At 41.0% G+C, this 20,373-nt stretch carries 20 protein-coding genes; 17 read left to right on the top strand and 3 right to left on the bottom strand.

Translation table 11 applies throughout. The features are described 5' to 3' along the window. Positions 1-7: 7 nt before the first annotated feature. The gene (locus V6C17_RS01805; protein ID WP_333520837.1) at positions 8-1,075 is read right to left on the bottom strand and encodes a two-component system sensor histidine kinase NtrB; all 1,068 of its coding nucleotides are present in this window, start codon (positions 1,073-1,075) and stop codon (positions 8-10) included. A gap of 172 nt (positions 1,076-1,247) precedes the next feature. Here V6C17_RS01805 and trmB point away from each other — a divergent pair, with 172 nt between their 5' ends. Together trmB and V6C17_RS01795 are read left to right on the top strand one after the other, a co-directional pair. Next, entirely contained in the window at positions 1,248-1,889 is a 642-nt protein-coding gene (gene trmB, locus V6C17_RS01800; protein WP_333520836.1) for a tRNA (guanosine(46)-N7)-methyltransferase TrmB, read from the top strand. Positions 1,890-1,955: 66 nt separating this feature from the next. After that, complete coding sequence (locus V6C17_RS01795; protein ID WP_333520835.1) at positions 1,956-3,308, top strand: DUF2935 domain-containing protein; 1,353 nt, start codon at positions 1,956-1,958, stop codon at positions 3,306-3,308. A 396-nt stretch (positions 3,309-3,704) separates the two neighbouring features. Here V6C17_RS01795 and V6C17_RS01790 read toward each other — a convergent pair whose 3' ends face one another. After that, the gene (locus V6C17_RS01790) at positions 3,705-4,649 is read right to left on the bottom strand and encodes a YncE family protein (protein WP_333520834.1); all 945 of its coding nucleotides are present in this window, start codon (positions 4,647-4,649) and stop codon (positions 3,705-3,707) included. Between the two features lie 143 nt (positions 4,650-4,792). Here V6C17_RS01790 and V6C17_RS01785 point away from each other — a divergent pair, with 143 nt between their 5' ends. From V6C17_RS01785 to V6C17_RS01720, 14 genes are all read left to right on the top strand, one after another. Further along, entirely contained in the window at positions 4,793-5,974 is a 1,182-nt protein-coding gene (locus V6C17_RS01785; RefSeq protein ID WP_333520833.1) for an FtsW/RodA/SpoVE family cell cycle protein, read from the top strand. Positions 5,975-6,069: 95 nt separating this feature from the next. Continuing rightward, complete coding sequence (locus V6C17_RS01780) at positions 6,070-6,342, top strand: PspC domain-containing protein (protein WP_333520832.1); 273 nt, start codon at positions 6,070-6,072, stop codon at positions 6,340-6,342. A gap of 419 nt (positions 6,343-6,761) precedes the next feature. Continuing rightward, complete coding sequence (locus V6C17_RS01775) at positions 6,762-7,016, top strand: spore coat associated protein CotJA (RefSeq protein WP_333520831.1); 255 nt, start codon at positions 6,762-6,764, stop codon at positions 7,014-7,016. 21 nt (positions 7,017-7,037) lie between these two features. Further along, a complete protein-coding gene (locus V6C17_RS01770) occupies positions 7,038-7,295 on the top strand; it encodes a spore coat protein CotJB (RefSeq protein WP_333520830.1) in 258 nt (85 codons plus the stop codon). A 14-nt stretch (positions 7,296-7,309) separates the two neighbouring features. Further along, complete coding sequence (locus tag V6C17_RS01765; protein ID WP_333520829.1) at positions 7,310-7,915, top strand: manganese catalase family protein; 606 nt, start codon at positions 7,310-7,312, stop codon at positions 7,913-7,915. 328 nt (positions 7,916-8,243) lie between these two features. Then, positions 8,244-9,998 carry a pyruvate kinase gene (gene pyk, locus V6C17_RS01760; protein WP_333520828.1) on the top strand — a complete coding sequence of 585 codons (1,755 nt, stop codon included), beginning with the start codon at positions 8,244-8,246 and terminating at the stop codon, positions 9,996-9,998. Between the two features lie 222 nt (positions 9,999-10,220). Continuing rightward, positions 10,221-10,376, top strand: coding sequence for a hypothetical protein (locus tag V6C17_RS01755; protein ID WP_333520827.1), 156 nt, complete (start codon positions 10,221-10,223; stop codon positions 10,374-10,376). A gap of 688 nt (positions 10,377-11,064) precedes the next feature. Then, positions 11,065-12,681: an anaerobic glycerol-3-phosphate dehydrogenase subunit GlpA gene (gene glpA / locus V6C17_RS01750; protein ID WP_333520826.1), complete on the top strand. Its 1,617-nt coding sequence runs from the start codon at positions 11,065-11,067 to the stop codon at positions 12,679-12,681. Further along, entirely contained in the window at positions 12,665-13,912 is a 1,248-nt protein-coding gene (gene glpB, locus V6C17_RS01745) for an anaerobic glycerol-3-phosphate dehydrogenase subunit GlpB (RefSeq protein ID WP_333520825.1), read from the top strand. The genes glpA and glpB overlap by 17 nt, the downstream gene beginning before the upstream one ends. A 12-nt stretch (positions 13,913-13,924) precedes the next feature. Beyond that, complete coding sequence (locus V6C17_RS01740; RefSeq protein WP_333520824.1) at positions 13,925-15,133, top strand: anaerobic glycerol-3-phosphate dehydrogenase subunit C; 1,209 nt, start codon at positions 13,925-13,927, stop codon at positions 15,131-15,133. A 149-nt stretch (positions 15,134-15,282) separates the two neighbouring features. Further along, on the top strand, positions 15,283-17,034 hold the full coding sequence (gene pyk, locus V6C17_RS01735; RefSeq protein WP_333520823.1) for a pyruvate kinase: 1,752 nt from the start codon (positions 15,283-15,285) through the stop codon (positions 17,032-17,034). A 150-nt stretch (positions 17,035-17,184) separates the two neighbouring features. Continuing rightward, on the top strand, positions 17,185-17,394 hold the full coding sequence (locus tag V6C17_RS01730) for a hypothetical protein (protein WP_333520822.1): 210 nt from the start codon (positions 17,185-17,187) through the stop codon (positions 17,392-17,394). Positions 17,395-17,556: 162 nt separating this feature from the next. Further along, positions 17,557-18,129: a glycerol-3-phosphate responsive antiterminator gene (locus tag V6C17_RS01725; RefSeq protein WP_333520821.1), complete on the top strand. Its 573-nt coding sequence runs from the start codon at positions 17,557-17,559 to the stop codon at positions 18,127-18,129. A 76-nt stretch (positions 18,130-18,205) separates the two neighbouring features. After that, positions 18,206-18,958 carry a PHP domain-containing protein gene (locus V6C17_RS01720; protein ID WP_333520820.1) on the top strand — a complete coding sequence of 251 codons (753 nt, stop codon included), beginning with the start codon at positions 18,206-18,208 and terminating at the stop codon, positions 18,956-18,958. Between the two features lie 136 nt (positions 18,959-19,094). Here V6C17_RS01720 and V6C17_RS01715 read toward each other — a convergent pair whose 3' ends face one another. Further along, positions 19,095-19,541: an Lrp/AsnC family transcriptional regulator gene (locus tag V6C17_RS01715; protein ID WP_333520819.1), complete on the bottom strand. Its 447-nt coding sequence runs from the start codon at positions 19,539-19,541 to the stop codon at positions 19,095-19,097. 323 nt (positions 19,542-19,864) lie between these two features. Between V6C17_RS01715 and V6C17_RS01710 the strand changes: the two genes are divergently transcribed. Beyond that, positions 19,865-20,308, top strand: coding sequence for a glycoside hydrolase family 73 protein (locus tag V6C17_RS01710; protein ID WP_333520818.1), 444 nt, complete (start codon positions 19,865-19,867; stop codon positions 20,306-20,308). Positions 20,309-20,373: the final 65 nt, after the last annotated feature.

Raw genomic sequence — 20,373 nt, 5'->3', positions numbered from 1 at the left:
ATTGGTTTTAGATTTCACTGCATAAAGGTAAAATAATTGTGAAAGTACTTCCGACGCCGTGAGCACTTGTTACTTTTATTTCGCCGTTATGTTCTCGGATAATGCGCTGACAGATTGATAACCCTAGTCCTGTGCCAGTTTCCTTTGTTGTGTAAAAGGCTTCGAAGAGATGGGCGAGAGTCTTCTCATCCATACCGCAGCCGGTATCAGATATCTCGATATATACTGAATTTAGATTTTTAGATACTGATACTGTTAATGTGCCCCCTGGCTGCATAGCTTGAAAGGCGTTGCGGCAGATGTTAATAAGTACTTCTTTTAAATTCTCAATACAGCCTTTGATATACAGAGAATTATCGGGAAGCTCGGATAAAACAGTTATATTGACCAACAGTGATTCACCATATAAAAACGCCAGTACGTCTGTTACTAAGCTTGCTATATCCAGCCGTAAAAAGGGTTTCTCGTGAGGTCTGGATAGAGTCAGGAAATCAGAGACGATTAGATTTATATGGTCGATTTCCTTGCTTATCAGTGTACAGTATTCGTATATTGAGGTTGTATCTTGGCGTGTTGCTCGGCATTGTATAAGCTGAGCAAAGCCTTTAATAGCGGTCAGCGGATTGCGGATTTCATGAACTGTTCCTGCGGCAATTTGCCCGATAGCCGCTAGTGTTTCCAGATGCTGTATTCTGCGTTCCCACTGCTTCTCTTTATCAAGGTTTATTAATACGCCGATTGCACCAGTAATTTGCTGATTGGCATTATAAACAGGGTAAACAGTGCCTGCAAGAGTTATTTGCAGCCCATTATAGGTAATTCTAAATTCAGTTAACGGAGTGGCTATACCACTCTGCACCGCTTTGGTAAACATATCATTATCGTAAGTTACTTGGTAAGCGCAACAAGCTTCAACGATATTCTGCCCAAGGATTTTTTCCCGTGTTACTCCAAATAAATCTTCAGATGCTTTGTTGAAGCTGGTTATTTGACATTTCGAGTCAACAATAATTACGGAAGCTGGAACAGCATCCCATATATTATTGATTGGACCTTTAGTAAGACAATCTGACACATAATAACCCCCTGCGCTCTGTTTCAGAGCTATTAGACAAGCTGAGCTTGTATTTATTCATATATATTACATATAACTATCATTTATTCATTAATTATATAAAATAATTTACAAATCCTGCTAAATTTGGGTATTTAGGTAAAAATAGCGAGAAAAGGTATAGGTGATTAGTATGCGGTTGAGGAAGAAACCTTGGGTTACTGAGGCTATTAAAGAATTTAGTGATTTTGTAATAATTAATGCAGGCAGTGATTCCGCTGGCAAATGGACTGAAATTTTTGGACGTGAGGCTCCGTTATACGTAGAACTTGGCACAGGTAAAGGCCGATTTATAACTGATTTGGCGGCAGCTCATCCTAATATAAATTTTATAGGTATTGAAGCGCAACAGGATGTACTGTACTATGCAGCTAAGAAAGTGCGGGAGCGAGAACTTAAAAATGTTCGTTTGCTAGTATTCGATATCAACAATATCCTAGATATTTTTGCTGAAGGCGAAGTAAGTAGATTTTATATAAATTTTTGCGATCCATGGCCTAAAGCCCGTCATGCCAAAAGGCGGCTAACTCACCAAGGCTTTTTAGAAAAATATCGAAAACTGCTCAAGAAAAACGGTGAGTTGTTTTTCAAAACAGATAATAGAGCATTATTTGATTTTTCTTTGGAGCAATTTAGCGAAAGCGGTTTGAAAACTAATAATGTCACATATGACTTACATAGCGATAACATGTCCGACAATATAATGACTGAGTATGAGGCTAAATTTAGTTCGATTGGCGTAAAAATAAATCGCTGTGAAGTGCTTTTTTCATAACAAAAACGGAATATGCGGCATACAATGTAATAGCGAAACGCATTGTGAGATGGGAGAGTGGTTGTTATGCCGCGTCAACCGATGACTTATACGGTTCCCCAGCCGTTAGAGCCACTAAATGTCGAAGAATTGAAATTCTGGCTGCATATTATGCAGGAACATGCTATGTTTATTAAAGCAGGTTTGCCCTGCGGAGATACTGCTCTAATTGATGAGGCCCAAGCTTTCTACCAAGAGTTTGGTGCTTTGCAACAGCAAGCTGAACGCATCAAAACTATTAAGCAATCAAGTGAAATAGTTAATGAAGCCTATGATGCAGTTAAAGATTTTTATCTTTATAAGCGTGAATTGCTGCAGGCAAAACTTGCTTGTCGATTAGGTGGAACTAATTTCCCGCTCTTTTTAGACCATCTGTCTAGGGAAGCGGAATATTTCTTACGGCTGCTAGAAAAAATGCGTAACGGAAGGGTTGCTCTTAAGGAATCCTCTCAAACGCAAGAGACAGTTTTCTGGCTGCGTATAATGGCAGACCATGCAAAGTTTATGAGTCACCTGTTAGATCCATCCGAACGAAGCCTAATTAGAATGGCGGATGAGTTTTCATGCGAATTCGATGATCTTGTTCTTCAAGGACGTGACTTTGCCAGCATGATTCATAATAATGAATGCGAAGTAATGGCTTTTAGACGCTTTTTATTAGATGTTCGCATGGACGTTCAGCGTCTGCGTGACTTTAAGAAAGCAGCCGAAGATCTAATTGCCGAATGCCGTCTTTTGGGGATAATGCCAGAAACAATGGCAGACCATATCAGAAGAGAGGCTGAGCATTTTCTAATGTTATTAGCCATGATGGAACGAAGAATAATGAAACATACGGATTTCGATTTTATCGAAGATATTCCTTGTGTCGACGATGAATTTATCGACTCGGAATGCTGTTCAGCGGACAATTTTCTTAATGAAGATGAAGAGGTATGTCCGCCAATATTAGGTGGGGTTGGACTTAAAAAACCAAAATACATTGTACCTATGGAAGAGGGCGTTGCTTTTGCAGAGCCGGTCTTAGATAACGAATGTGGACCTTGCGACGATGTAGTATGTGATGAGCCCTGTGAAAAGGCCGAAGTTTGCTGTCCAGAGCTCTCATTTGACGATGATCAAGAAGCAATTGAGGCCGAAGAGGAAGCCGAAGCTACTAAAATTATAAAAATGGCAAAAGGCTATTCAGAAGTTAAAGTACCGGAAACCAAAGAAAATGCTGAAGATGAAATAAAAGTTATGGCAAAAGCTAGCAGCTACAAGACTGTTCCTGACAAACAGGAGTTACCTAATGAAAATACCAAGAAATCTGATTCTAAGAAGCCTAAATATAAATGGGGCGGAAGTTTCCCGCGTTCTTTAGGAAAACCAAGGGAATAGCTTAAAGTGCGCAATGCCCCTCCGTTAAGCTGGGGGTCTAAGCTTTTAGCGAATACATTATAGCTCCCTTTTAATACGAAAAGGCCGCAGCGAGTGCTGCGGCCTTGCTATTCGGGTAAAAACCGAAATACGATCTTTGTAACAACAATAAGAAAACAGGATAAGTGGTTAAGCATTGGCTTCTACCTTCGCCTAAGGGCTTGGTACAAGCCGTGTTTTCTTTATCCTAACATAAAGCGTTGGCTTTATTAAAAACAGGATAAGTGCAGCATCGGCTTCTACTTTCGCCCAAAGGGCTCAGTACAAGCCGTGCTTTCTTTACCCTAACAAACAGGATAAGTGGTTAAGTATCGGCTTCTACCTTCGCCTAAGGGCTTGGTACAAGCCGTGTTTTCTTTATAAAATGGCTAGATAATTTAAGATTTCTTGGTTAGATGCTGCTACAGATAGTACTCTTTCGTTTACTAGATCTATAAGGGTAAGATCTGCAAACATGTTACTTGTTGCAATAGCAAAACGACTGTCAGGCAATATGTATAAATTTGATATTGATCGACCCAGGGCGATATGGCCTGTTATACTCGAAGTGCTCAGATCTATAATAGTGATTGAACCGCTGTCTTCATTTATAACGTAAGCTGTGCAGTCATCTGGTGCAACGGTCACGCTGCACGGATAAGCTTTCAAGCCGGTTGTACGCATAGGACACTGAATAGTAATAACGGTAGGCGTTAAGTCATCGCCAAGGGACTTGTCAAATACAGCAAGACCCTCTCCGGTAAAAGAGGTAGCCGTAAAAGGAATAAGAATACGCTCTTTATTGATTGTTATGTTAGTTGGAATTCCTGGCATAGAATACTCACTAATCAACTGACCGTTGCAATCGAAGGTAGCGATACTTCCGCCATTTTTATGTTCCCATGCAGTATAAATAAATTTATCATCTGCCAGGATACCGACGCAGGCAGCATTTTCGGGCTGGCCTAGCATTGTTAGAGTCATTTCTGTAGTATTTACTTGATACAATGTACCGCCAGGATCTACCAGATATGCTTTTGTCCCGCATGGTGTAATAGCAAATTGACTAGGGTGAGGTATCTCCATTGGCAGCCGATATAATGTGAAATTAGTTAAATTCGCGATAAAGAGAGAACCGCTGCCATTAGTTCCGGCTGCCGGAAGAAAGGCCTTGTTAGCTTCTGGAGCTAAGACTAAAGCCGTTGGGACACAGGTATCAGGGTAAGACATTTCGGATAATATTTCCCCGTTCTCGCCGTCAATGAGCAGCAGGGTGTGGGCGGCAGCATCAACCGCTAGCATTTTGTATTTTGCCCAATCCATGTCAACACCTCTTCTCGCTTGCATTATATCTCAGAATAATAGCCTCATATAATATATTCACATATAGGCTAAATTGCTTATTGGGATTAGTAAGTTTTTTCTGGTATAATTTAGGTATTAGGATACATGCATGGAGGATGTAAATGCAAAAATCTAAACTATGGGTCAATAATAATGAAGCAGTGTTTTTTATAGTACTGCTGTTGGCGATTATTGGAACGGTTAATATATTTAGCGCAAGCTTCATTTTGGCAGGGCAGCTTTTAAACGATAGCTATTTTTTTCTTAAGCGGCATTTAATGTCGTTCGCCCTTGGATTTGTCGCAATGTTAATTGCAATTAGAATAGACTACCGCAAAATAAGAGGATTACTGCTTCCGCTTGCTGCTGTTACTATCGGGCTGCTAATAGCAGTAAAATTTGTTGGTATTGAGGCAAATGGAGCTAGGCGATGGCTAAATATCGGCTTTCAATTCCAGCCGTCGGAATTAGCTAAAATAATGGCGATAGTCTTGTCGGCAAGTTACTTAGGTCCTAAGATTGACCGAAATCGTAAGGCGACGTTAATGTCCATGCCTGTATTGTTAACATTAATATCAGGCGTTTTAGTTCTAAAGCAGCCGGATATGGGGACTGCAACAATTATAGTTGCATCATGTATGGTGCTATATATTGTTGCTGGATTGCCGAGAATGCAGCTATATTTCTTAAGCGTTATTAGTATGTTAGGGGCTGTCTATCTTACATATGCGGCAGCATATCGTGCTGAGCGCATATCTGCATGGATTAATCCTTGGGCCTTCCAAGACTCAACCGGATACCAAACAGTACAATCACTTTTAGCAATTGGTTCGGGAGGTTTTTTTGGTACTGGTTTAGGGATGGGCGCCAGTAAGTTTTACTATTTACCTGAAGCTCACACTGATTTTGCCTTCGCGGTACTGTGCCAGGAAATGGGGTTCGCGGGAGCAGCTGTTGTGCTATTACTGCTAGGGGCTTTGGCTTGCTATGGCGGACAAATTGCTCGTACTGCACCTGACGGTTTTGGTAAGATGCTGGCAATGGGGATAACTATGCTGGTAGTCGGCCAGGGCTTAGCTAATATTGCGATGGTTTCCGGGCTGTTACCAGTAATCGGCGTACCGTTACCTTTTATCAGTTTCGGCGGGACGTCTCTAATCATCAATATGGCAAGCATAGGTCTATTAATTAATGTTGGGCGGAAAGCTGTCCAAGGAACGTCACGAACATCGGAACAGCCAGAACGAGCTAAATCTCCAAATCTGGCTAGAAGAAGACTGCGGTTAGTTAAACCTGAAGTTTAAGCTAACATTGCCTTTATCGGATATTCCAACAAGTGTTTAAACCCTCCTTATTACGGCAATAATAGTAATAACAGCTGTAAGGGGGGGCGGGGATTATGTTTTGGCTTGTCCGGATGGGTGCGTATGTTTTAAGCGGACTGACTGTATGGCAGTTTTTTGACAGCGGAACAACTGACAACTTAATGTTAACTAAGCAGTTGGCGATTGATTCCTCGCATAGTATGGTTTTTGGGGTGTGTTCTGGTATTAGCAAATATACTGGGATTGACGTAACCTTGATACGCTTCGCTTGGACTCTGACATGCCTATACCGTGGTATAGGTGTAGCGCTCTATATATTAGCATTTTTAATTATGCCAGCATACTAATAAGCAAAAAGCAACAGTCCGATTCATTACGAATCGGACTGTTGCTTTTTGTGTCCTCTTAGGGCGAACTTTAAAGGAACATTGAGAATAGGGTTAACGTACAGATAGCAAAAAGGTTTGAGTAAAATACTGCTTTGATATCAGACATTGCTGATTTCCCCCTTCTGCGCTTATTATTTATCTTAATTTTAGCATCAGAATATTCTGGTTTCAAGGCCGCATTTTTAATGTGATAGTACATTAGTAATAGACAGTTTTTGTGATGCAGTAGGAATATTGTAAAGCTAAGCTACTTAGTAGTGAAGACAAATGAACAATGAGTATTGCAAAGTTAGAGCTTTTTGACATAGCAAGTAACAAGGGTCAAGTTATTCACATAAGATATATTAGGTCAAATGAGAGGAGGGTTATTTTTGAATATGAAAAAAAAACCTATGCCAAAATGGTATGACGAAATGGACGACGACGATATGGACATGATGATGGACGACGACTACGAGGAAGGCGCTGTGATGCAACATGGCATGGCTGTTCTAAGTATGCCGAAATGTATAATGCTGGCTCATGCCTATGTCCCTAATCAATGTTATAATAAAGCTTTTTGTCCACAAGAAGCACTAATGAAGGGAACATTATTCCCTGAGCTGTGGGGAGCTTATCCAATCCCGAATTAAATGAGTGGAGGTGAATTTAAGGTGAACTGTGAAAAACAATTCATGATGCTTAAGCGACTTCAAGAGATGGAATTTGTAGCAATAGAACTAAACCTATATTTGGATACACATCCATGTGATACAGATGCGCTTAATGATTATAACTGTGCAGTTGAAGCAATTAGAAAATTGAAAAAAGAATATGAGTCTGAATACGGTCCGCTAATGAACTTCGGAATGGGCGGCTATTCTAAAGAACCGTGGCAATGGGCAATGGGTCCTTGGCCTTGGGAACTGTAGGAGGAGAATAAAATATGTGGATTTATGAAAAGAAGCTTGAACATCCAGTCAGAGTTTCCTGCCCAGATGTTAAGTTTGCTAAGATGGTTATTACTCAATATGGTGGACCGGATGGTGAATTATCAGCATCCCTTCGGTATCTTAATCAACGCTACTCTATGCCTACCGACAACGCTAAAGCGTTGCTCACTGACATAGGTACAGAAGAATTAGCTCATATGGAAATGATAGCAGCACTTGTGTACAAATTGACTGATGGCGCAACCTGTGAAGACTTTAAAGAAGCGGGTTGGGAAGGACAATTTGTTCAGCATGACCATGGCCTTTTCTGGACTGATGCCAATGGAGTTCCTTGGTCAGCTAAATATATTGCTTGCCTGGGCGATCCGATTACCGACTTAGTAGAAAACATGGCAGCTGAGCAAAAAGCACGTACAACTTACGAGCACCTTATTGCCTGCACAGACGACCCTTGTGTCAAAGATACACTTCGTTTCTTATGGGAACGCGAAGTGGTGCATTTCCAACGTTTTGGTGAAGCTTTAAATGAAGTCCAGGAATGGATGTGCAAGTCTAAGCATGTATGGTGCGGGCACGAAATGAGAAAAGAAGGAAAATAAAATTAATTGTAAAATGGCCTTAAGCAGACTTAGCTGTTTAAGGCCATTTTAGTTGTCCCGAGAAAAACATTGCAAATGAATTATGCGGATGATAGTATATAAGTAACTGTATATCAGGACGGAGATTATGAGAGGTCCGGAGCTTGTGTTAGGTTTTTTAGCCTAGCTGGGTTTCGGGCTTTTTTTATACGATAAGAAAGTATAAACTTTCTTACTGCATAAGGGCAACATCGACTTCCATCGTCGCTAAGGCTCGACGCAAGTCGTGTTTTCTTTATAGGCACGTTTGTGTTCAACGGTAAAATATAGACTTTAAAGAGGTGTCATTATGATTAAGAAGACGAAAATTGTATGTACTATGGGACCCAGTACTGAAAGTCCGTCTGTTTTAGAGCAAATGTTATTGGCAGGCATGAATGTTGCAAGGTGTAATTTTTCCCATGGTTCTCATGAAGAACATGGAAGACGTATTGCCACCGTTCGCGAAGTGTCGGCTAAGGTTAATAAGCCTGTTGCTTTAATGCTTGATACAAAGGGGCCAGAAATGCGCCTTGGCAAATTTGAAAAGGGCAAAGTACAGTTATGTGAAGGAAATACGTTTATATTAACTGCTCGTGATGTTATTGGAACTGAAGAGATGGCTTCAGTTAATCACAAGTTGCTATATCAGGAAGTTATGCCTGGCAATATTATACTGCTATCCGATGGTCTGGTAAGTTTAAAGGTTAAAAAGATTGAGCAGCAGGATATTGTAACTACAATCTTAAATACTGGTGTAATTGGAAACCATAAAAGGGTCGCGGCACCAGGCGTTTCAGTAAATCTTCCGCCGTTATCTGAGCAGGACGTTGCGGATATTCTATTTGGAGTCCAGCAGAAGATGGATTTTATTGCAGCCTCTTTTATTCAGAGAGCAGCGGATGTTTTAGCAATTAGAAAAGTGCTTGAAGATGCTGGCGCTACCATGGATATTATATCTAAAATTGAGAACGCCGAAGGTGTTAACAATATAGATGAGATAATCAAAGTGTCTGATGGTATTATGGTGGCCAGAGGCGATTTGGGTGTAGAAATACCGGTTGAAGAGGTGCCGATTCTCCAGAAGATGATGATCGAAAAATGTAATAAGGCTGGTAAACCTGTTATTACAGCAACTCAGATGCTCGAATCAATGGTGTCTAACCCTCGCCCGACTAGAGCAGAGGCAAGCGATGTGGCCAATGCTATCCTAGATGGCACTGACGCTATCATGCTGAGTGGTGAAACTGCTTCAGGGGATTACCCGGTGCAAGCCGTTGAGACCATGGCTAAGATTGCTATGAGAACTGAATCCTCTTTGAAATTCAGTGAGCTGCTTTTAAATAAAGGCATCATAGAGCAATGTACTACAACTGACGCTATTAGTCATGCGACAGTTCAAGTAGGTTTCGAGCTTGGGGCAGCGGCGATTATTACCTCAACTGAGGGCGGCTATACGGCGAGGATGGTATCTAAATACCGCCCTAAGGCCACGATTGTAGCAGTTACCCCTGATGAGAAAGCGCTGCGCCGGATGCTGCTGCTATGGGGAGTATTCCCTGTTTTAGGAGCGCGTTGGTCCAATACTGATGAGATGATTGCCGGAGCTGTTGAATCTTCAATGGGGGCAGGCATTGTAAAAAATGGTGATCTTGTTGTCGTAACTGCCGGGGTACCGCTAGGTCTGTCAGGTACGACAAATATGATAAAGGTACATGTTGTTGGAGAGGTCTTAGTGCGTGGTGTAGGTATCGGTCAGAGCGCAGCTACAGGTAAAGTATGCAAAGCAAATTCTAGTGAGGATCTTAAAATCAGATTTCAGCCAGGCGATATTCTAGTAACTAGGAGCCTTGCTAATGAGGATATGGTATATGCAACTAAGGCGGCCGCGCTCATTGTCGAAGAGGGCGGACTGACTTCACCAGCTGCAATTGTTGGAGTTAGCTATGGATTGCCGGTATTAGTTGGTGCCGAAGGTGCGGTAAATAGGCTCGAACATGGCATGCTCGTAACAGTAGATGCTATGCGGGGCGTCGTTTACCAGGGTAAAGCAAACGCAAGATAATGGCCTGATGAGTTTATAAATGCGAGACCAAGCAGTGATCCGAATGGATTGCCGTTTTGGTCTCATTGTTTTTCCTATCTGAGATCACTCTATTTAATTGTATAGTCAATTTAAATTGTATTAATACTAAATAAAATAATTATAAAAGAAGGACTTTCAATTAATTCAGAGAATGATAAATAATTAAAACAATAGGGACGCAATATGTTCCACGTGGACGAAATGAGTCCAAATAATATTAGCTTAGGTATGTTGAAAGAGATTACGTTTCGTTTTGCGGGGCGATGCGGTGTGCGGCTAGTAAAAGAGCAATCGCATGATGCCAACAAAATCTCTCTCTTTTTTGGTATGATGATTGGTGTAATCCCCTTACATTAATAATAAAGCTTATCCCAATCTGCTAGAGACGTGTCGCCCGCATAAAAAAAGACAAACTAAGGATTAACTTGGTTTGTCTTTTTTTATGATATTATTTAAATACATTGAATTATAAAAAAATTGAAAATTCCAGCAGGAGACTGAAGAAATATGCAGAAGAATAGTAGTGTTCTTTTTTATTGCAATAACGGGACGTAATATGTTCCGCCGGGGCAAAATGAGGCCCCGAGGAATAATTCCAATATTTGAAGTAGTGCTATTGTGTTATTTTGATGGTACTATGTTACTTGAATTTAATAACTGGACGGAGATAATGAGAAGTCCGAAGCTTTTGCTACTTGAAGGTAGCATTGGTTTCGGGCTTTTCTTTTCTAAAAAAATTAATTATTCCATATATAGCTTGAGTGAAAACGGGGGCGCATAATCAACAGCAAAATTGCGATACGAATCAAAGGAGGAAGCAGTAAAGCGGACTTTAGAATGGGAAGAATAAAAGCTAATTTTTAATCTAAGTAAGTCATTCATGCGCGCGGGGGCCTTTAACGCATGAATGACTATGCCGTCTGAGGCTTATATAGCAAATAGCCTATTGGACTTACTAAGCTAAGAGCAGTTTTGTCACTGTTGATTGTGTGCTATTTAAGGCCAAGCAAGTTAAGTGATTCTTTGCAAATAAAGGAGAATTAAAATGCAAAAAGCAACGGTTGTGATAGTCGGCGGTGGAGCTACGGGTGTCGGCATTTTACGTGACTTAAGTATGAGGGGGGTTGACGCACTATTGCTGGAGCAGCGCGATCTTGGTTATGGTGCAAGCTCTCGTTATCATGGTTTATTGCACAGTGGCGGACGATACGCAGTCAAAGACCCTGAGGCAGGCAAAGAATGCATTGAGGAAAATATGATACTGCGCAAAATAGGCAAACATTGTGTTGAGGTTACTGAAGGGTTGTTTGTGCGAACACCAAAAGACGATGAAGCCTTTGAGGCTAAGTGGGTTGAAGCATGTGGAAAAGTGGGAATTTCAGCTATTCCAATATCGGTTAAAGAAGCACTTAATTTAGAACCCAATCTTAGTCCTAATATAAAATCGGTATACCGAGTGCCAGATGCAGCTATTGATGGTTTTCGGATGCTCTGGCAGAACGTTGCATCGGCCCGCAAATATGGCGGAAGAGTACTGACTTATACCGAACTAATTGGAATTGAGCAGGTTAATGGACAAGTGGTCGGGGTTAAAGTGAGGAACATATTAACTGCTGAAAGCTATATCATTGGCTGTGATTTTGTTGTAAGCGCTGCTGGGTCTTGGGTAGGCGAAGTAGCAGCTTTAGCAGGAATAAAGGTAAATGTATTTCCTGATCGTGGCACGTTAGTAGCCTTCAATCATCGAATTACCAGCAGGATTGTTAATAGATTGCGTCCGGCATCTGATGGAGATATATTCGTTCCCCATGGCTCAATTACAATCCTGGGCACTACTTCGGCGGAAGCATCGCGTCCTGACGATACAGTCCCAACTGCGGATGAAATAGTAAAACTTATTGATATTGGTGAATGTCTATTTGGAAACTTGAGAAGCTATCGAATTCTTAGGGCCTTTACCGGAACTCGTCCGCTGTATAGTGCTGATCCAAATGCTACGGGGCGCGGTGCATCTCGAAACTTTGTTATTCTTGATCATGCTAAGGAAGGTCTTAAAGGCTTCGCAACTATTGTTGGTGGTAAGTTTACAACCTACAGGCTTATGGCAGAAAAAATTACAAATTTAGTCTGCTCACAGTTAGGGTTTAAGACAGAGTGCCGCACAGCAATTGAGCCAATTGTTGAAGATCCTTCACCAGAAATAAAGGCTAAAGCGCGATTGTACTTCCCAGCATATGGGGCAGATTTAGCAGTATCCCGTCTCGGGTCGGAAAAATTAGAAAAAGTAATACAACGAATAAAGGACAATCCAGAAAAGCGCCAACTGCTCTGTGAATGTGAGAACGTTACATTAGCTGAGGTTGAAGAAGCAGCTGACGATACTACAAGTTATATGTTAAGTGACGTGCGAAGAAAAACACGCATGGGAATGGGAACGTGTCAGGGGGCGTTCTGCACTTATCGCAGCGTTGGTGCAGTAGATGCTAATGGATTGTCTTGGGGTAAAGATACTAACGGCTTATTCCGTGAATTTTTACAAGCCCGTTGGGCGGGAATTCGTCCGGCGCTATGGGGTAATGTGATTCGTGAAATGGAATTGACCCGTGGTATTTATGAGGGCACTTTAAATATAAATGGAGCGATAAATGATGAAGAAAACTGATGTAATTGTTATTGGCAGCGGTTTTGCTGGGTTAATATCTGCCATTACCGCTGCAAAGAATGGAAAAGAAGTACTCTTAATGTCTTACGGAGCGGGTACCCTTACTATCGGTGGCGGCATAATAGATGTTTTGGGCTATGGAGATAATGGCAATCCACTTGCTGCGCCTGATGCAGGCCTGGACTTAGTGGATGGTGCGCATCCATATAAGAAGGTCGGCAGTCTAGCGATTGCTGAAGCGATTGCCTTCTTTAAGCAAATTGCAGAGGAGCAAGGCTATCCGTATGTTGGAACATTAAATAAGATGCAATGGATTCCTACTGCAACCGGTACACTTAAGCCTACGTGTCTAGTTCCAGCCACAATGGATCCCTCTAGTATTGCTGAAGCTCAGGATATAATGGTGGTTGGTTTTGACTATTTGAAAGATTTTTATCCTCAGCTAGTCGCTAAAAATCTAGATAAAATTCTAAATCTGCCAAATAAAATTAGCACAGCTATAGTCAAGCTCCCTTTTTCTGAGGGGCGTGATGTAACAAATTTGGATGTGGCTCGTTGGCTTGATAATGAAGAGGGGCGTAAAGAATTTATTAAGCAGCTTAAAAGAGCAGTTAAACCAGGAATTACAATTATACTTCCACCTGTGCTTGGAACAATGCCTGATTATACAGTTCTTGAAAGTCTAGAAAAAGAGCTAAAGTGCAGTTTTGTAGAGGCTGCAGGAATGCCGCCATCAATTACAGGACTCCGTCTGCAAAAAATGCTTATAAGTTATGCTAAAAAAATTGGCGTTACAATTATTGAAAAAGCGGCTATAAATAGAGCCATTATAGAAAACGGCAAATGCATCGCTGTTGAGACTAAGGGACTGGATCGTGTCAGGACTTATAGTGCTGAGTCCTATATTTTGGCGACAGGCGGCTTTTATGGCGGTGGACTGATAGCTGAGCCAGGAAGGGTTGTTGAGCCTATCTTTAATTTGCCTGTTGAAGCACCCGACCAGCAAGAAAAATGGTCAAACGAGGTGCTTTTCTCTAATCAAAAACAGCCCTTTGCCCAAATAGGAATAAATGTGAATAGCAGCATGCAGCCGCTTAATAAAGAAGGCGAAGTAGTGTTAAAGAATGTTGCGGTTGCAGGACGGAATTTAAGTGGATATGATTACTGTTTTGAAAAGTCAGGTAATGGCGTAGCTTTGGCCTCGGCCTATTGTGCAGCAATGTCTTTATAAGGGGAGGAAACTATGAGTAAACATTTGATAAACCCAGATCTTTGTACCGCTTGTACGACCTGTGTAGTAAGCTGCCCGGTTACCGAAGCAACTCGCAAGTTTCGCGGGCCTAAAGCTACTGGTCCTGCGCTTGAAAGAATGAGGCTTTCCCAACAAGATAGAGACACATCACTAGAGTATTGTTCCAATTGCAAAAACTGTGATATTTCGTGCCCCTCTGGCGTTCCTATCTCAACTCTTAATATGCTGGCTAGAGCGAAGCAGCATAAAAATACCAGGCGAAGCATACGCGACCAAATACTATCACATGGCGAGAAAATGGCTAAGCTGAGCAATGTTTTCCCAGGAGCAAAATTAGCTAATATCGGTATGACATTCAGCAAAAAACTTGGTTTACTGGATATGGTTGGAATAGAGGGAAAGGCACCTCTGCCGCCATACGCATCTCAGACCTTCCTAAAACAATTTAAAACAATAAAACAAGTGAGCTATCCGGATAAAGTTGTATTTTTTCCAGGATGCTTTATAAACTACAATGACCCGCAGGTTGGCCTGGATTTTGTTGAAGTAATGCAAAAGAACGGCTATGAAGTAGTCGTTGATGAAGCTTTTGTCTGCTGTGGTTCACCGTTAGTAGTAGGCGGCTTTTTAGACGAAGCTCACGATAATGCTGTGAAGAATTGCGCTAATATAAAAAAGTGGATTGAAAAAGGTTACCCAGTGATTACTTGTTGTACAAGCTGTGGGTTAATGTTAAAACAAGAATATCAAGAACTGTTCCACTTGCCGGGGACAGCCGAAAATGCAAGGAATATATATGATGTAATGGAATTTTTACAAAATCTACATGATAATAATAGCTTAAATACGAATTTTGGCAGTACTGCTAGCATATATTTATACCATGCTCCTTGTCATTTGCGTGCCCAAGGTTTTGGTCTGCCAGCGCTCGATATTTTGGGATTGGTGCCAGGTCTGAAGGTTGAAAATGTTGATGCTGGCTGTTGTGGCATTTCCGGAAACTACGGTTTCAAGGCGGATAAATACGCTATATCTCAGAAGATTGGTGAGAGATTATTTAAAAAAATTAAGGAGTCAAAGGTTGACACGGTAATATCGGATTGTGGAACTTGCCGACTGCAAATAGCGCATGGCGGAAATGTTAGGACTGCTCATCCTGTCACAGTTCTAAAGGCGGCGTACGCTAAGGCGGGTAATTAGTAAGCAAACTGACAGAAGCGGTACTTTAAGGTTTTTAAAACAAAGTAGTAATGCTTTTTTTATTATCTAACAGGGACGCAAAATGTTCACATGGGACTGTGTTAGTCCCTTACAGCAAATATATAACAATATAAGAGGGTGTTTAATAGATGAAAAAGACGAAAATCGTTTGCACTATGGGACCGAGTACAGAGAGTCATTCTACTTTGGAACAAATGTTAATAGCTGGGATGAATGTTGCGCGCTGCAATTTTTCCCATGGATTGCACGAAGAGCATGCAAAAAGAATTACTGCTGTCAGAGCAGCCTCACGAAAGGTTAATAAGCCAGTCGCTTTGATGTTAGACACTAAAGGCCCTGAGATGCGGCTTGGGAATTTTGCGAAAGGCAAGGTACAGCTAATCGAAGGTAAGCAGTTCATCTTGACTGCACGTGATGTCGTTGGGACAGAAGAAATAGCCTCAGTTAATCACAAACAGTTATATCAGGAGATCAGTCCGGGCAATATTATACTGCTGTCAGATGGGTTAGTAAGTCTTAAGGTTGAGAAGATAGAGGATCAGGATATTGTTACAACTATTCTAAACAGTGGGATAATCGGCGACCGTAAAAGGGTTGCAGCACCAGGGGTTTCAGTAAATCTGCCGCCGTTATCTGAGCAAGACATTGCTGATATACTTTTTGGTGTAGAGCAAAAGATGGATTTCATTGCAGCATCGTTTATCCAAAGAGCCGCAGACGTGCTTGCTATTCGAAAGTTGCTTGAAGATGCTAGTTACACCATGGATATTATCTCTAAAATTGAGAATGTTGAAGGTGTTAAAAATATTGATGAAATCATCAAAGTTTCAGACGGCATAATGGTGGCCAGAGGTGACTTGGGTGTAGAAATTCCGGTGGAAGAGGTACCAATCATTCAAAAGATGATGATTGAAAAATGTAATAAAGCCGGTAAGCCAGTTATAACGGCAACCCAAATGTTAGAGTCGATGATTAACAATCCTCGTCCCACAAGAGCAGAGGCGAGTGATGTTGCGAACGCAATACTTGATGGAACAGATGCTATTATGCTGAGTGGTGAAACTGCTTCAGGCGATTATCCGGTGCAAGCAGTTGAAACAATGGCTAAAATTGCTCTAAGAACTGAATCCTCCCTAAAGTATAGTGAATTACTGCTAAATAAAGGGATTATCGAACAATGCACTACTACTGATGCAATTAGCCATGCGACCGTTCAAATAGGGCATGAACTTGGGGCGGCAGCTATTATTACTTCCAGCGAGGGTGGATATACCGCTAGGATGGTTTCTAAGTATCGTCCCAAGGCAACAATTTTAGCTGTAACCCCTGATGAAAAAGCACTTCGCCGCATGTTATTACTTTGGGGCGTCTTTCCGGTACTCGGAGCGCGCTGGTCAAACACTGACGAAATGATTGCAGGAACAGTTGAGACTTCAATGGGAGCAGGAATTGTTAGAAATGGTGATCTAGTTGTCGTAACTGCTGGTGTACCGCTAGGTTTGACTGGTACGACGAATATGATCAAAGTTCATGTGGTTGGAGATGTGCTAGTACGTGGTATAGGTATAGGGCAAAGTGCAGCTTCAGGAAGGGTTTGCAAACAGCATAAAGGGGAAAGTCTGGCCAAAATATTTGAACCCGGTGACATTATTGTAACTAAGAGCCTTACTAATGAAGATATGGAATATGCAGTTAAGGCTGCTGCGCTTATTGTAGAGGAGGGGGGAATAACTTCTCCGGCTGCTATTGTGGGTGTCAGCTATGGTATCCCAGTTCTAGTTGGAGCGGACGGGGCAGTGAGCCGCCTGAGCCATGGTCTGGAAGTGACAGTTGATGCCACGCGCGGCGTAGTATATAACGGCAAAGCTAATGCCAGATAGTGATTAGCCGGGTTAAACCCGGCTATACTCCAACATAAGTTACGGTTAATTAAAAAGTTTGTAATCATCCGTTGGCTAGTTAAGTTAAGGCTGGTTTATGACTTAAATTAACTGAATGATCAAAAAATAAGGAACAAAGGGGATGTTATTATGTTTCGTGAAGATGGAAGCTGTATTTTAATGCATGAGCTTAATTCAAACCTCATTCCTGAGAGCTTTATTCAGCATTTAAACTTTTCGGGCTTAATAAGTTTCAGAGATGCTAAAACAAATGAGAGTATTATAATCGAATTGGCCAACTGGGATTATGTAAATATGATAGCGCGAAAGTTTGGAATCAAACCGATTTTTCATTATTAAAAGCGATCGGCAAGTGAAGAGTGCTGTTATGGCAGCATAGATAAATTTTGGGACTGAGATATAGAGAGGTCCGTATTGCGTCCGGTCGCGGGGGTAATACGGGCTTTTCTATTAAGCTAATCCATAAATATAATTAGATTAGAATATAAATGAGGCGATAAAATGAGCTTTCCAAATGTAGTTAAGATTCTAATTAATGGGAAAGTTATTCCGGCGGCAAGAACCTTAGAAGACTTCACCTATGCTGTTACCAGCACTACTGCACCGAGTATTATATTGCTTTTTGGTGATATCAATGAACTTCCAGCACTTCTTACTCAAGCCAGGCAATATAAGAAACGAATTTTATTGCACGTAGATCTGATCGACGGCGTCGCAAAGGATAAGCTGGGTATTAGTTATCTGGCAAGATTAGGGGTTACAGGAATAATAACAACAAAATCACAGCTTGCGAGACTTGCTAATGAAATGGGTATGATCGTAATTCAGAGAATTTTTCTAACAGATTCAGAAGGCTTACGAACTGGAATACAAACGCTTCGTAAATTCAAGCCTGACGCTGTTGAGATAATGCCAGCCTTTGTGTCTGGTGATATAATACGAGAAATTATAAGAGATACCCGTTTGCCGGTTATTGCCGGGGGACTGCTGGGAACGAGAGAGGAAATAGATGAAATTATTAATAATGGTGCTGTCGCCGTAAGTACAAGCAGGCGTGAACTCTGGTCAATATAGTATTAGACCTAGAATATATTAACTATAGACATTTAGATGAGAAAGCCCTACAATCTTGTCTAAAGGAGGGGCGGATATGAACAAGCGGATAACTGTAGAAATGCATGTGCATACTTGTTTCTCTAAGGATTCCTTAATGTCACTGCAGCAGCTTGCTGCTGCCTGCAAACAGAAGAAGATTGATTGTATTGCAGTGACTGATCACAATACAATTCGCGGAGCGGTAGCTTTCCGGGCGGCCTATCCTTGGATTAAGGTCATTATTGGCGAAGAAATTAGTACTGCCGAGGGTGAAATTATTGGTTACTTTCTAGCAGAAGAAATAGAGCCTGGACTCAGCGCCAAGGAGACGATTCGCAAGATTAAAGCGCAAGGAGGGCTTGTTTGTGTGCCTCATCCTTTCGATAAAAAACGGAGCGGAGTGCTAAAGCATAAGGCTTTATTGGAGAATCTGTCTGATATCGATATTATTGAAGCTTTTAATGGCAGAAACATTAATCACTGCTCAAATATCGAGGCCTTCCGTTTTGCGGAAGAATACGGCAAACTAAAAAGCGTAGGAGCTGATGCTCATACTGCAAATGAGCTTGGTCGATGTCAGTTGAGGATTGACGATTTTAGTGGCGTTCAGGACTTTGCATCCAAACTGAAGACGGCAGACTCGACATGCAAAAGATTGTCTGTTTGGAAAAATGTAATTTATTCTGGTGGAGAAATTATTAAAAGGTTAGCTATGCCCTTTGTGTGCTGGAATTGTTTTTCGTGTACGATAAGAAAGTATAAACTTTCTTACATGCATAAGGGCAACATCGACTTCCGCTGTCGCTAAGGCTCGGCGCAAGCCGTGTTTTCTTTACAGTAATTCGTTCAATAAAAATGCAGTCAAATCTGCCCGAACTATCAGGCTATAATAAAACAAGGTGCCAGGAAAGACTTTACTAGTCTTCTGACACCTTGTTTTTCTGTTAATCTGGGGTAACTGATGGGCGGGAGGTTATAACAGATAATACAACCGTTGTTTTTGTTTTTTGCACACCAGACTGTGTTTTTATTCTATTTAACAGCCTTTCGAGCGAAAGCGTATTCTCGGTGATTATTTTGAGGGAGTAATCAAAATCGCCTGCTATATAAAAGCACTCTTGTATTTCAGTTTCATATTTAACAAATTCAGCAAACGAATCACTAAACCGAGGATTTTCTAAGCTGATGAACATAAGCGCCATGAGTTGTTTGTTTAGCAGCTGGGGATTTAAAATAGCACAATACTGCTCTATAACACCCGAGGCCTCCAGCTTTTTCAATCTTTCGCTTATCGCTGGCATAGACATGCCTATTTCATTACTCAAATCAGATATTGTAACTCTGGCATTTATCTGTAATGACTTTAAAATTTTAATATCTATATCATCCATAATAACACCACTCTATTATAATTTTGACAACGCGTAAAATGACGGATTAAGTTTATAGCAATAATGTTTTTATCTTAATACGTTTATTTGCTTTTTTCAATCTTATTTTGGCATTTGGCTAATAATTTATCAGTTATTTTTCGCATTACATCCAAATTATCAAGGTAATATTACAGGACATAGGCATTATAAAAGTTAGATAAGGGTTATCTCAAAAGCTGTACTTGTTTTTAGCTAGGGTCTAATTTTTCTAAGTGTAAATATAATCAAGTAGAGAGGTCGTTTTACTTGAGAGTGTTAATATCAAAAGGAGGCAGCAGCTAATGACACCAGAAGATTTTCTTGATTGGCTTTCTCCTGTTGCTAAACGGGTATGTAAGGAATTTGGGTTATTTTCTAGTGTATGTATTGCCCAAGGAGCCCTAGAGAGCGGTTGGGGCGAAGCGATAATCGGCAAATATAATCTGTTCGGCCGCAAGTGGAATGGGGTTGGGAAGTACATAGAGGTTTCGACCCAGGAATACTATGACGGGGAATACCATACTATAGTTGCCAAGTTCCAGGATTATGATTCGCTTGAAGAAGCTGTTAAAGATTGGTGCTTTTTAATTACGGAGGAGCCAGTTTATAGTCCATGTCTTGACGTTAAAGATAATTTAATACAGTTTGTAGAAACCCTCAGCCCAATTTATGCTACCGACCCGCATTATGCAGATAAAATTATTTCTACAATTCGAGCCAATGACCTAACGTTATATGACGATTAATTGTAAAAATGTCGTTTGCTTTTTAGCAAACGACATTTTTTATTTATCTAACTGGACTAAAAACA

The sequence above is a fragment of the Dendrosporobacter sp. 1207_IL3150 genome, from assembly GCF_036763085.1.
Taxonomy (GTDB): Bacteria; Bacillota; Negativicutes; order DSM-1736; family Dendrosporobacteraceae; genus JBAIYU01.
Note: the sequence above shows the minus strand (reverse complement) of the source record. Positions and strands in the feature narration are given on the sequence as shown.

Excerpts from the sequence above, each read along its gene's own strand:
- trmB (WP_333520836.1), top strand. The coding sequence starts at position 1,248 with ATGCGGTTGAGGAAGAAACCTTGGGTTACTGAGGCTATTAAAGAATTT.
- V6C17_RS01795 (WP_333520835.1), top strand. The coding sequence starts at position 1,956 with ATGCCGCGTCAACCGATGACTTATACGGTTCCCCAGCCGTTAGAGCCA.
- V6C17_RS01790 (WP_333520834.1), bottom strand. The coding sequence starts at position 4,649 with ATGGATTGGGCAAAATACAAAATGCTAGCGGTTGATGCTGCCGCCCAC.
- V6C17_RS01785 (WP_333520833.1), top strand. The coding sequence starts at position 4,793 with ATGCAAAAATCTAAACTATGGGTCAATAATAATGAAGCAGTGTTTTTT.
- V6C17_RS01780 (WP_333520832.1), top strand. The coding sequence starts at position 6,070 with ATGTTTTGGCTTGTCCGGATGGGTGCGTATGTTTTAAGCGGACTGACT.
- V6C17_RS01775 (WP_333520831.1), top strand. The coding sequence starts at position 6,762 with ATGAAAAAAAAACCTATGCCAAAATGGTATGACGAAATGGACGACGAC.
- V6C17_RS01765 (WP_333520829.1), top strand. The coding sequence starts at position 7,310 with ATGTGGATTTATGAAAAGAAGCTTGAACATCCAGTCAGAGTTTCCTGC.
- pyk (WP_333520828.1), top strand. The coding sequence starts at position 8,244 with ATGATTAAGAAGACGAAAATTGTATGTACTATGGGACCCAGTACTGAA.
- V6C17_RS01755 (WP_333520827.1), top strand. The coding sequence starts at position 10,221 with ATGAGTCCAAATAATATTAGCTTAGGTATGTTGAAAGAGATTACGTTT.
- glpA (WP_333520826.1), top strand. The coding sequence starts at position 11,065 with ATGCAAAAAGCAACGGTTGTGATAGTCGGCGGTGGAGCTACGGGTGTC.
- glpB (WP_333520825.1), top strand. The coding sequence starts at position 12,665 with ATGATGAAGAAAACTGATGTAATTGTTATTGGCAGCGGTTTTGCTGGG.
- V6C17_RS01740 (WP_333520824.1), top strand. The coding sequence starts at position 13,925 with ATGAGTAAACATTTGATAAACCCAGATCTTTGTACCGCTTGTACGACC.
- pyk (WP_333520823.1), top strand. The coding sequence starts at position 15,283 with ATGAAAAAGACGAAAATCGTTTGCACTATGGGACCGAGTACAGAGAGT.
- V6C17_RS01730 (WP_333520822.1), top strand. The coding sequence starts at position 17,185 with ATGTTTCGTGAAGATGGAAGCTGTATTTTAATGCATGAGCTTAATTCA.
- V6C17_RS01725 (WP_333520821.1), top strand. The coding sequence starts at position 17,557 with ATGAGCTTTCCAAATGTAGTTAAGATTCTAATTAATGGGAAAGTTATT.
- V6C17_RS01720 (WP_333520820.1), top strand. The coding sequence starts at position 18,206 with ATGAACAAGCGGATAACTGTAGAAATGCATGTGCATACTTGTTTCTCT.
- V6C17_RS01715 (WP_333520819.1), bottom strand. The coding sequence starts at position 19,541 with ATGGATGATATAGATATTAAAATTTTAAAGTCATTACAGATAAATGCC.
- V6C17_RS01710 (WP_333520818.1), top strand. The coding sequence starts at position 19,865 with ATGACACCAGAAGATTTTCTTGATTGGCTTTCTCCTGTTGCTAAACGG.